13 protein-coding genes are annotated in these 12,238 nt (G+C 36.2%); 4 read left to right on the top strand and 9 right to left on the bottom strand.

Annotated elements, in window-relative coordinates; translation table 11 throughout:
- Together EG346_RS19715 and EG346_RS19710 are read left to right on the top strand one after the other, a co-directional pair.
- Entirely contained in the window at window positions 1-1,155 is a 1,155-nt protein-coding gene (locus tag EG346_RS19715) for an efflux RND transporter periplasmic adaptor subunit (RefSeq protein ID WP_123880995.1), read from the top strand.
- 417 nt (window positions 1,156-1,572) lie between these two features.
- Window positions 1,573-1,830, top strand: a complete 258-nt coding sequence (locus EG346_RS19710) for a hypothetical protein (RefSeq protein WP_123880993.1) — start codon at window positions 1,573-1,575, stop codon at window positions 1,828-1,830.
- A gap of 60 nt (window positions 1,831-1,890) precedes the next feature.
- Here the strand turns inward: EG346_RS19710 and EG346_RS19705 are convergent, their stop codons facing one another.
- From EG346_RS19705 to EG346_RS19695, 3 genes are all read right to left on the bottom strand, one after another.
- Window positions 1,891-2,181 (bottom strand): hypothetical protein, encoded by a 291-nt coding sequence (locus EG346_RS19705; protein ID WP_123880991.1) that lies wholly within the window; start codon window positions 2,179-2,181, stop codon window positions 1,891-1,893.
- Window positions 2,182-2,425: 244 nt separating this feature from the next.
- On the bottom strand, window positions 2,426-4,108 hold the full coding sequence (locus tag EG346_RS19700; RefSeq protein WP_123880989.1) for a tetratricopeptide repeat-containing sensor histidine kinase: 1,683 nt from the start codon (window positions 4,106-4,108) through the stop codon (window positions 2,426-2,428).
- Between the two features lie 64 nt (window positions 4,109-4,172).
- Complete coding sequence (locus EG346_RS19695) at window positions 4,173-4,376, bottom strand: hypothetical protein (protein ID WP_123880987.1); 204 nt, start codon at window positions 4,374-4,376, stop codon at window positions 4,173-4,175.
- Between the two features lie 379 nt (window positions 4,377-4,755).
- On the opposite strand from EG346_RS19695, the gene EG346_RS19690 reads away from it, so the two are divergent.
- The gene (locus EG346_RS19690; RefSeq protein WP_123880985.1) at window positions 4,756-5,538 is read left to right on the top strand and encodes a hypothetical protein; all 783 of its coding nucleotides are present in this window, start codon (window positions 4,756-4,758) and stop codon (window positions 5,536-5,538) included.
- A gap of 6 nt (window positions 5,539-5,544) precedes the next feature.
- The gene (locus tag EG346_RS24915; protein ID WP_164466237.1) at window positions 5,545-5,709 is read left to right on the top strand and encodes a hypothetical protein; all 165 of its coding nucleotides are present in this window, start codon (window positions 5,545-5,547) and stop codon (window positions 5,707-5,709) included.
- Between the two features lie 302 nt (window positions 5,710-6,011).
- Here the strand turns inward: EG346_RS24915 and EG346_RS19685 are convergent, their stop codons facing one another.
- The 6 genes from EG346_RS19685 to EG346_RS19660 all read right to left on the bottom strand — a co-directional run bounded on the left by EG346_RS19685 (window position 6,012) and on the right by EG346_RS19660 (window position 11,858).
- Window positions 6,012-6,203 (bottom strand): cold-shock protein, encoded by a 192-nt coding sequence (locus EG346_RS19685; protein WP_123880983.1) that lies wholly within the window; start codon window positions 6,201-6,203, stop codon window positions 6,012-6,014.
- Between the two features lie 90 nt (window positions 6,204-6,293).
- Window positions 6,294-6,485, bottom strand: coding sequence for a cold-shock protein (locus EG346_RS19680; RefSeq protein ID WP_123880981.1), 192 nt, complete (start codon window positions 6,483-6,485; stop codon window positions 6,294-6,296).
- Window positions 6,486-6,575: 90 nt separating this feature from the next.
- Window positions 6,576-6,767, bottom strand: a complete 192-nt coding sequence (locus tag EG346_RS19675; RefSeq protein WP_073331040.1) for a cold-shock protein — start codon at window positions 6,765-6,767, stop codon at window positions 6,576-6,578.
- A gap of 90 nt (window positions 6,768-6,857) precedes the next feature.
- Window positions 6,858-7,049, bottom strand: coding sequence for a cold-shock protein (locus EG346_RS19670; RefSeq protein WP_073331043.1), 192 nt, complete (start codon window positions 7,047-7,049; stop codon window positions 6,858-6,860).
- A gap of 570 nt (window positions 7,050-7,619) precedes the next feature.
- The gene (locus tag EG346_RS19665; protein WP_123880978.1) at window positions 7,620-8,153 is read right to left on the bottom strand and encodes a phage tail-like protein; all 534 of its coding nucleotides are present in this window, start codon (window positions 8,151-8,153) and stop codon (window positions 7,620-7,622) included.
- 18 nt (window positions 8,154-8,171) lie between these two features.
- Window positions 8,172-11,858: a DUF6923 family protein gene (locus EG346_RS19660; protein WP_123880976.1), complete on the bottom strand. Its 3,687-nt coding sequence runs from the start codon at window positions 11,856-11,858 to the stop codon at window positions 8,172-8,174.
- Between the last annotated feature and the right edge of the window lie 380 nt (window positions 11,859-12,238).

Raw genomic sequence — 12,238 nt, 5'->3', positions numbered from 1 at the left:
ATGCCAAAATCAATTCAAAATACATATTCTGTTTTATTCATTCTTACCCTCTTTTTTGTGGTCCAGTGTAATAAAAAAGAAGAAGCAATGGTAAAAGCAGTACCTGCTAAAGATGAAAGTATCGTTGTGCTTACTGATGCTCAACTCAGAAATACACCTATAGAAACGATGTCACTTTCTGTGAGAAATATTTCGACAGTCCTTAAAATTAATGGAAGAATAGATGTTCCTCCTCAAAATTTAGTGTCGGTAAGCGTTCCTCTGGGCGGTTATCTGAAAAATACCAACCTGCTTCCAGGGATGCGGGTAAATAAAGGACAGGTCATTGCCATTATAGAAAATCCCCAGTTTATACAACTTCAGCAGGACTATCTGATGGCAAAATCAAAACTTCACTTCGCAGAATTGGACTATAACCGGCAGAAACAACTCAACCAAAGCCAGGCAAGCAGTGATAAGGTAATGCAGCAGGCACAGTCTGAGATGAACAGCCAGAGAATTATGATGAATACTTTGGCAGAACAACTTCAACTGGTCCATATCAATCCGGGAAGTTTAACTTCTGGGAATATCCGGAAAAGTGTTCCGGTGTACAGTACGATCAACGGCTTTGTGAGCAAGGTGAATGTGAATATAGGAAAATTTGTAAATCCGTCTGATGTTCTATTTGAACTCATCAATCCCAACGATATTCACCTTAATCTTAAAGTGTATGAAAAAGATCTTCAAATGCTCAAAATCGGACAACGATTTAAAGCTTATACCAATACGCAGCCTGATAAAAAATATGATGGAGAGATTATTCTGATCAGCAAAGATATCAATGCAGACGGAACAGCCGATGTGCATTGTCATTTTCAGCAGTATGATCAGGACCTGACTCCCGGAATGTATATGAATGCTGATATCGAGACCGAAACATCATTTTCCAATGCACTTCCTGAAGAAAGTATCGTCAATTTTGAAGGCCAGGATTATGTTTTTGTGTATGAAAAAAAACAAACCTACAAGCTCACTCCTGTAACACTGGGAGCGTCTGAGAATAAGTTCATTCAAGTCAAAAATTTTAAGGATTTTAAGAACAGTAAAATCGTTACTAAAAATGCATATACTCTTTTGATGAAGCTTAAAAATACGGCAAGTGAAGAGGAATAATCCCGCTTAAATAATAAAATAAAAATAATCGAAAATTTAAAAATAATGAATAAGTCATTTTTCAGCGTAAAAAATATTTTAACCGGGCTGTTGTTAATGTTTATCAGTATTCAAACTATAAAGTGAGATGATTACAGAAATTATTAAATGGAAAATTAATATTGGAAAATGTACGTTGGAGCAGATCAAGATGGTCAACTTCTTTTGCGAGGTTTGGTTCTACCCCTTTGTCGATATAAAAACCGCTCTCGACAAGTTGCAGAGGCAATGATTTAAAGATTTAAAATTCTGCCTCCAATTCTTGATGTAGCAGCTACAGCTCCCAATTTTACAGACAAAGTAAAATTTCTAGATTGATCAATTCTGGCTTAGTATTTGTAAAAAATATTTTAAACAGACAATTAACTTTTTTACATTATGAAAATTACCACTGACATAAAGGATAGCGTTTTAACTCTTACCAAACTTATTGACAATATTGAGATTATTTATGGAAAGAAAAAAATACATCATGGAGCGTTATCATCAGTAACACATGAGCCGTTTGAAGTAAAGATACTGGATGATGAGTGTAAGGAAGATCCAGAACATGTAATAGATTTTGACCTTGCACAGCAAATGACAATCAAATTTTTTGACGGAACAGTAAAAACATACCAGGATGAAGTTGAATAACTATTATTTATTGTTCATACCCTGATTGAATGATAACAATCTGTTACCATTAAAGTCTGCTTAAATAGAAGCAGACTTTTTCTGTTTAATGTAGGGAGAATTAACTTCAGTAGCTTCATCACAAAATAAGTGGGTGAAATATGATTTGTGATCTGTCTTTGGATCGATGAATATTTCTGATTCAAGACGTGTTTTAAATTCCCACGTATCCCATTTACGAATTCCTTTTTGATAGGGATCAAATGTACAGTGCAATTCATAATGTCTTTTATTTTCATCACTGTGAAATTCTACAATGATACTTTGATCACCTGGAAGAATTTCCTCCCGTACTATAGCCATAAGTTTCATAATACATATTTTTTCAAAGCTATATTCATCATGCGACAAAACATGTCGTGTAATAAAGAATTTTACATTAGTCAGAATGCATAGTTAATTCCAAGCCTTGAAAGCTTTACCAATTTTTTTATTTCACTTGTGTAATCTTCATTTAAACATCCTTTTTTAGCCATAAGAAATTCTGTCAATACCAATTTTTAACGTGAAAATATAAAATGGTCTTCAGCACTTGAAAGGTTTTTAAGAATATTTTTTATGAAAAAGGAAAAGAAAAGTGTACGATCATTCCTTTTTCAGTTTGGGTTTTATTTTCAAAAGTAATACAGCCTCCCAAATTCTCAATTCGGTTAATCATATTACGAACACCATTTTTTAAAATAGTTTCATTATTGATTCCAACTCCAGTGTCAGAATAGTGAATTTTAACTTTTTCAAAAGTCCTTTCAAATTTCAAAGTAACACGATCTGCATGACTGTGTTTTTTCATATTGATAAGCAACTCCCGCAGAACCTGATATACTTCAGCTTTACAAGAATGAGATATGTTTTCCCAAACCTCTACATCATTGCCTATTAAAATTGTATCTATATGATCACTCGTAAAGTAGCCCATCAATTTTCTTATCTTTTCACTGAAAATTTCTGATTCGTCATTAATTTCAATATTCTCATAAGATAGGTTTCTTGATCTGTTATAAATGTATTCCAGATCATCCAAAGTTTCATTTCTGCTGATATCCAGATGATTTTCCAGCTTGGTCATCACCTGATAAATTCCATTGGCTACGACGTCATGTACTTTTTTAGAATATTTTAATTCTGTATTTTTTACTTCGAGTTCTTTTTCTTTTTGAAGTCTTTTTTTTCTTTTCGTATACCATATAACACCTATAATAAGTGTTAACAATAGACTAGCTACGATCATATTTCTATATAACAATTTATTTTCAGCTTCCAGGTTTTTAGCCTGCAGTTCAATGTTTTTTGACTCTGTTTTATCAATATCTGATTTGATAAGGGCAAACTGATTCTTTGCTTTTCCCCGTGCTATTATAACACTGTCGTTTATATTTTGAAACGTATTAAAATATTTTAAATAATTATTTTTATCAAGATTTATTAGCTTTTGTAATGCTTGCAGTTGGTCTTCTGGGTTTTTAATTTGTTTGGAGGTGCTGTACATTTTTTCTGCATATAGTTTTGCAGAATCAATATCTTTATCTGAATAATAATCTGAAAGAGTAGCATAGCTTGAATTCATTTCAGTGATATTTTTAGATCGGTATCTGATATCTAATGCTCTTAAATAATCTTTTAAAGGGTCATCATTTTTATCTGATAAATATTTAGCCGCTGACAAATTACTAAGCGCACGGGCATAATCCATAGTGTTTGATGTGGTATTGAGAGATAATTCTAAGTAATACTTTGCTTTAGTATACTCTTTCATATTTGTCAGGACCTTGCCTATGTTGTTATAATAGACCGCTCTGTCATTTTTATCTTTTGTATATTTTAGAGTATTTTGGTAGAATTTTATGGCATCATTGTAATTATAAAGAAAGGAAGATGCAATGGCCATATTATTGAAATTTCTGGCAAGATTTGCCTTGACGTTAATGTCATTGTCATTTCTAAGATATTTTTCTGCTTCCAGCGAAGTTTCTATACCGCCATAAAAATCCCCTCTGTTTGTTTGGATGATTCCCATGTTAATTAGGGATTGTGCTATTCCTAATGAATCGCCCATCTTTTTATAATCATCTTTTGCAAGATTGTAAAAATAATAAGCAGAATCTATTTTCATTGAATCCCGGAGCTTTCTAGCTTTGGCATAATTAAAATTATCCTGTCCATTTGTATAATCAGTTTGTATTTTTTTTTTACAGCTGGTAGTAATGGTTAACGTTAAGAAGAATAGAAATAACTTTTTCAAGATTAATTAGTTTGACTGCAAATTATAAAAAAAAGACAGATTTAAGCAATCTGTCTTCTAATAATTAAGGTCTTGGGCTCGGTGGTGGAGTCTGACCTGTACTACCACTGGTGTTTCCGCCTCCTCCAGGTCCGCCACTACCGTCATCTCCTCCAGTCTCTGTTTCCGGATTTAATCTTTCTCCGGATTGTATTTCGATGCTTTTTGTGCCATTATTATTGTACGATGGGTTTCCGTTATGGTTTCCGAATGCTAATCCAAATAGCATTAATAAGAATTGTATCACTGTTTTAAAATTTAAAAATTGACATTGGTGTTCTTCCCCGCAAAACTGATTGCAGGTGGTGTTACACGTTTTTGAAAAAAGAAGCGCTTCTTAAATTTTGGGAAGTGAAACCCTTGAAAACGGAAGAGAAACCCCTGCTTCCCAACCCGGAGATCAATCCTCCGTTTTCTCAGATATTCCGAAATCAGGTTGTTGAAGAGTATTTAGTTTCTCACTGATTTCTATGGCAAAGTAACAGCAATAGAGAAAGTAACGGTTAGCAGAAATTTGGAAAATATTTGGAAATTTTTCGAATGCCATTGAGGATAGCCGTAAAATTATTTGCTGGAGAAGTTTTAATTTTCGAAAAAATCTGATAACGATGAATCAAGAATTACTACCTGAAAAAAAATTACTGGAAGATGTGTATCTAAAAGCGAAAAATTTAGATCGTGCGACCTCAGATAGTGGCGTATTTAAGGATGTAAGTACCGACCTGATCAATACCCATAAGATCAACCTAAGCTATAAGACAATGCTTGGATATTATGAAAGTTTAGTATTGGAAAAAAAGGAATATAAGAGCATAAAGAAATCAAGTCTGGATGCATTGAGCAAGTACCTTGGTTATCAAGATTATGTACATTACAAAGAGAAAAATGGATTTTTCAGTGAACAATCCTCAAATAATGACATCAGCGTAAGGATTGGTAACGGGATTGATGCATTCACTGAATCGATTAACAGCATTATAATTAAAATTACGCATGCTCCTACATTTAAATTTTCTGAGATGCTTAATAAAAATAATGCAATGGGATTTGGTGTCTTTGGGTTATTTTTAACTGCTGGTTCATTCGCTCATTTTAATGGGTACCTTCAAAAAAAGGATCATATGTATTGGAATGGAGTAGAGTATAGATTAACTTTTAAGACTGATCTTAATCCCAAACATACTGTTATTCCGCTTGACACTGTGAAGTTTAAATATTTTAGAAAAATTACCCGCCCGGACACTTTAGATATCGTTAACGGATTGAATAATGTTTGGTACTCGAAACATCAGAATAAAGTAGAGTTTTTTACCATGGATGGAGTAAATCCGGATAATCATAAAGCCCTCAAACCCGTAACGGAAAGGATTATTCAAATTCATGCAAACTAAAAATAAATGATGAACAGTGTAGTAGATCCTTTAGATACAATGCAATACAATTTTGGGAGATTGTCATTCAACAAAAAAGGAAGCTTAATTTCAGCTGCCCTTAATTATTCAGCAGGGTATTATTGTTGGCTCAGTTCTAAAAACATTGAAAAAGAATCAGATTGGAAATAACAATTAGTCTTTTCTGAGAGGAAATGGTTTTAATATCGGGTACAACGATATCAAAATTAAAATTGCGATGGTAATCATAGATCTGTAGGGCACTATATATAATCTGATGATACATAGATCTATATGAAGTATATGGAAAATCCTATCGTTGAACTGCAGGGTGGTATTGTGTATTAATCTTAATGATCAGTAATGCACTGAAAAGTAAAGTTGTCATAGAAGAACAAAAAAATAGCAGAGAACATGTAAGTCCTCTGCTAATATTTGTATGGAGAAAAAGCTGTATAAGCTTTTATCTTAATCTATGCTACTTTTACGTTAACCGCGTTAACGCCTTTGTTGCCGTTTTGAAGATCGAATGTAACGATATCATTTTCACGAATAGTATCTACTAAACCTGACATATGTACGAAAACATCCTGACCACCGTTTGAAGGTGAGATAAAACCAAATCCTTTGGCATCGTTAAAGAATTTTACTGTTCCTTGTTGCATTGTATTGTATTATAAAATTGTTGTATTGACTTATAAATTGTATTGGCTGTTGCCATCACTGTGATGATAGTATCAAAACAGGTTTTTAATTTAGGCTACTTTTACGTTAACCGCGTTAACGCCTTTGTTGCCGTTTTGAAGATCAAATGTTACGACATCATTTTCACGGATAGTATCTACTAAACCTGACATATGTACGAAAATATCCTGACCACCGTTTGAAGGTGAGATAAAACCAAATCCTTTGGCATCGTTAAAGAATTTTACTGTTCCTTGTTGCATTGTATTGTATTATAAAATTGTTGTATTGAATGATAAATTGTATTGGCTGTTGCCATCACTGTGATGATAATATCAAAACAGGTTTTTAATTTAGGCTACTTTTACGTTAACCGCGTTAACGCCTTTGTTGCCATTTTGAAGATCGAATGTAACGACATCATTTTCACGAATAGTATCTACTAGACCTGACATGTGTACGAAAACATCCTGACCACCATTTGAAGGTGAGATAAAACCAAATCCTTTGGCATCGTTAAAGAATTTTACTGTTCCTTGTTGCATTGTATTGTATTATAAAATTGTTGTATTGACTTATAAATTGTATTGGCTGTTGCCATCACTGTGATGATAACATCAGACAGTTTTTTAAATTTAGGCTATTTTTACGTTAACCGCGTTAACGCCTTTGTTGCCATTTTGAAGATCGAATGTAACGACATCATTTTCACGAATAGTATCTACTAAACCTGACATGTGTACGAAAACATCCTGACCACCATTTGAAGGTGAGATAAAACCAAATCCTTTGGCATCGTTAAAGAATTTTACTGTTCCTTGTTGCATTGTATTGTATTATAAAATTATTGTATTAACTGATAAACTGTTTTTTGATGGTACTATCAAAGCATTGATAATGACATCAAAACAGTAATAAATCGATTTGAAAACAAGAAAGGATGTTGGTATTTTTAGAATCTTGAAATATTCAAGCTGAAAAAAGGGACTTCATCTGATAAATTGATGACAAAAATTAGCGGCTGAAAAAGCGAAGACTGATGGGGAATTGTAAATTCAAGAATTTCAGAAGAAGCGTCGGCAGGGGCCTGATTATTTTACAAATGTACACATAATTTATTGAAAACCAATATTTTTATTTGTTTTTTATTTCTGATGGTAGTATTTAATAAAATAGTGATACATAAAATGAGAGTAGTTAAGCTGTGTTATGGATGGCCCAATGGCCTAAGAATGAGATTTCCATACAGAAGAACTTTATCATATTATTTAGAGGCTGGCTATCTTAATCGTTAAAAATAGGTCAGTGGTAAAATAGGTCATTTTTAGTTCCCCATAAAAAATAAGCTGCCTCAAAAGTGAAGCAGCTTAATAATTGATTGATTAATAATGATAAGTTTATTGTTTCCAAAAGGTCCAGAATTTACCGTTAAAAACAGCCAGTTGCTTATTAAATGTATCATACACCATCATTCCCGGGGCAGGGTTGATGATGTTAAGATGCGGACTGGCAACTTTTGGCAGTATCATTGCTTTAGTGGTATCCTCCAGGACCAAAATACCCGGAGTAGAAGTTGGAGTTCCTATTGATGTCTTTGCGGATGTCTTTTCTGTCGCTGTATTTTGGATCAACACACCATCCACCCCCGTCAACGGGTCAACCGTTGTTCCGGATGTTTCTAACGAAAGGTCTTTCCATCCCGAAGCATACTTAATCTTAACTTTTTTATCGCTAAGATCATAAATCATGGTTCCATTGACAACCCCTGTCACCGCTGCTGTCGATGTTACCCACGGCAGTATGATTCCCCTGTTAGCCGTTCCAAATTCCAGAGAAACAGACCCGGAAGAAACAGAGCTTTTTCCTATGGCAACTTGTGAAAAAAGAGATCCAAAGGACAAAGTCAATATGATTACAAAGATATTTTTCATCTTGAATAGATTTAAAGGTTAATTAGTTGGGCAAGTTTGAGTATTGAAGCAGGTCCATCCGGCCGCAGTTCCGTTGATATTGACCTGTAAACAATCCAGCGTAATATTATAGACCATCATACCCTCTACAAGATTAGCCGTAGGGATCGCAGTAATCTGTGCTGAGGTAAGTCTATTGGGAACAAAGCCTTTCGTTTTGGCTTCCAAGACAGTCCACGCACCAGTTCTTACCATTGGCCAGTTATTTCCGTCCGTAGAAGTTCCTGCTCTGCCCAGGGAAGTAACCCCCGAAGGAGTATTTAAAACGGTTCCTGCCGTCACTGCAGGTTTGTAGCAGACAGCCTGAGTATCTGTATCTGTGGCCGTATTATTAGTATTGTTCACTTCTGTTACATTAGACGGAGGAGTAATCGTTACGGTATTAACCAGATTTCCCGTATAGGCAAAAGGTATACTTACCACTATTGTGTAGGTTACAGTACCCCCAACCGGAAGTCCCACCAAATCATTAATTGCTCCGGATTGTGTTCCGGATACAGAAGTAGTCGCTCCACCAGCTGCAACTGCAGTGTAGCTCACATTGGCCGGTGGAATTCCAGCAGGAACAGGATCTGAAACCGTAGCATTTAAAACGCCAAACGGACCGCTATTACTTACAACTACCGTGTAAGTGGTAGTGGTGCCTGGTGAGTAAGTAGAAACTCCATCAGTTTTGGTTACAGAAAGATCAGCACTGAAAGCTATTGGGGAAGTAACACAGTGTGCGCCATCATTTCCTGAACTTGGAGGTGCATCAGAAATCATAACCCGTTGTCCCGTTGATAAATTAAACTGATAAAAGCCTCCTACATTATCAACACCGTACATTTCACCCGAACTGGAACCAAACATGGCCCCGAAATTTACTCCTCCCGGTGTAATTCCTATCGGAACCACAACCCCTGTAGCTGGATTAATGGACACGAGTTGTCCGTTCGTTGAGTTAACTCCATATAAAAGTCCCGTGCTCAGGTTATAAGCTATATCAGGAAGATTTGTACTTATTGAAAGGGTAATCAGGGTAGCTGTTAATGTAGTCAGATTTATTTTGTAAAGCTGATTATTATTGGTGTTCTGCTTCACATAATAGTTGCCTGCATTATCTATTTCTCCCGAATTATAGATGACCGCACCAGGCAGACCAGTTACCGACCCGAGCGTATTATAGGTTCCATTGGCATTGATACGGATAATTGTATTGGAATTGGAAAGCATTCCATACATAAAACCGTCCAGAGGATTAATACCGATGGCATTATAATTGGTAGCGGCCGGTGTTCCGATTTGGGTATAGGTAAAAGGATTAGTTGATGTCCCTACGTTATACAAAGTATTTAGTTGAGATAGATACATATTATTGGTACATCCGAATCCCGTTAAGCATTGGGTGTCCTGGATAGCTGCATTAGCTGAAGTTCCAACACCTTGACCTTGGTCTGCTCCTATATCAGCAGCCCCCCCAGAGTTAACTATTACCGGGACCCCTTGTGCGTCAACACTGCCTGCAATACTTCCGTTTGGATTCAATTGGGAAGTAAGCACATTTTCATCTCCTTCAAGTGCATCATAACATCCGTCTCCATCAGAATCCAGATCCAGATAATCCGGTATTCCGTCTCCGTCAGTATCTCTATGGTTACAAAAAGTAATTGTATTCTGAGAAATAGTTATGAGTCCTCTGTTTCCTCCGTTGGTTGCACCGGATCCAGCCGTACTGGTGAATGCGGTATAATCCCACGTATAGGTATTGCCATAATTTACTGTAAAAGGCAAGGTTGCAGCTACCGCGGCTGGATTAGTAGTATTCTGAAATTGCATCCTTGAGTAATATCCGCTACCAAGTACCGTTGCGGCATTGGCGGCGTTAAAAGATGAATATAAAGTGAGCGCGGTATTACTGCTGTAGGAAGAAGTTCCTGTTACCGTTGGTAAACTTCCTATAGTTGTCGTATAATTTCCCAATTGGGTGATCCTATTGGTGCTTAGCAGATATCGGAACCAGGAATCTGGTGTATTGGGTGATGCGCCACTCTGGTCTTCATTGGTTGTATTGTTTGTTGGCAGACCTGTATATAAAGAAGTTGTGTTAGGAAGTAGCCTGAATTCTGTTGCAGAAGTGTTGAAAATGCTCCAGGTATGGTTTTGTGCATTCACTGTATTATTAAGATCAGAATACGTAAAGGGAACATTAAAGCTGCTACCCAATGATGCTACTGCCGGACCGGAAGTAAGGGCATATACCAGATTAAAGTTTCCGCCATTGACCCCAATTGTAGCGCCTGCCAAGGTGCTGGCTATATCCAGCGTATATACACTTTGAGATGTACAATAGCCTTCAGCTGTATCTAAAATACCATCATTATCATCATCCAGATCAACCGTATTATCAATTCCATCACCGTCTGTATCCGTAATAACCGGAGTTGGTGTAACACTGGAAGTATTATTGGTTAGATCAGGATCCGATAAATCTCCTGAAATCGTTGCGGTGTTCAGATAGCTACCTGTGCTTTTTACAATCGCATTTACTTCTAAAGTAGCACTTGCACCGGCATTTAAATTTCCGATATTCCAGACTCCTGTGCCATTATTATAGGTACCTGTGGAGGTTGTAGAATTAACATAAGTATATCCGGAAGGAAGAAGGTCGTTGACGATCACATTGGTGTCGTTGGAAGCTCCCAGGTTACTGGCGGTAATGGTAAAACTGGCTGTATTTCCTGCAGGAGGAGTTAAGTTATTGACCGTTTTTGTAACGCTTAAGTTCGATTCTGAAGCAGTTACGCCAAGCATATAGCCATCTCCGGCTGTATTTGTTGTGCCATGCCAGTTAGTACCCGTATTGGCAGCTGCTCCCCGTGTATATATTCTCAACGTTATTGTTGTAATCCCTGTTCCCGATACCAATACAGTTCCCCTTGAAGAATTGGCCGCTGCACCATCAGGAGTTACGGCCGAATTTAATATCTGAGTAGATGTAACATTCAGGAGTGCAGTACCAGAAACTTTTGAAAAAGACACCGGAACATTAGAAGACACATAATCAAATTCTGCAGTATAAGACTGCCCGTTGGATGTTCCTCCCAGGGCATTAATCTGTAAATAGGGATTATTAACGGGTCTGCTGAAGGTAAGAGTTAAATCTGCCATTTGCCAGCGTTGGTTTGTTGCTCTTCCGGCAGTGGTTAATGGCTGTACATTAGTCGAGAAATTGATGGCCCTGTTTGTCGTAATGTCAATACCAGTCCCTACTGGTGCGCTGGTGCTCGTAAAAGGAGTATTAACAGTTGTACTTCCGAAAGCATTCATTAACGTCAGAATAGGTTCTCCCGGATATCCCATAAATACAACTCCGTTGTAGCCAGTAAAATTCGTTTGTGTATACTGATCATTGCTTATTGTATAAGTAACATTCAGAGCAGTGGGGTTTGCATAAGTTGCATACGTACTACCGGTAGGGTTATCCGTATTGTTTCGCAGTCTGATAACAGTACTATTTACAACATTGGTTACATTCGCTGTCGGGTTACCATCACCGGCAGTCATCTCTAGGGAAGGAGATTGGGCTTTTGAAACAAGTGAGGATAGTATCATCATCCCCAACAAAAGTTTGTTTCTAAAACCTTTCCCATCATAGTTTAATTTTGGAAATAAGTTTTTTATCATGGTTTATATTTTTGTGGTACTAAAATAGCATTTATTTATTAATCACCATGTTGTGTTTTTAATGGATTGCTGTTTTTTTTACATAAACTAAATAGAAATAAAGAATTTTTTTTTGAAATCATGATTTTTTTGTCATGATAAGTTGAATGAAAATATTCATTCGGCCCATCACGAAACACCCGTTTTCTGGACCTAAAGTATATTAAATTAGTTCAATGATATTTCTTGTATTTTTCTATTGAAAAGATGCATGGAAAGAAAGCGGTAAGAGTGACCCAATCTCCCAAGGTCATAGAAGATGATGAGGCAGACTATATAATAATTTAATAAGATCAATAATTATAAATATGGAATCATTAAATTTCATCTACTATCAAGAT

It is taken from the genome of Chryseobacterium carnipullorum, assembly GCF_003815695.1.
GTDB lineage: Bacteria > Bacteroidota > Bacteroidia > Flavobacteriales > Weeksellaceae > Chryseobacterium > Chryseobacterium carnipullorum.
The sequence above is the reverse complement of the archived record's forward strand: the minus strand, read 5'-3'. Positions and strand labels throughout refer to the sequence as shown.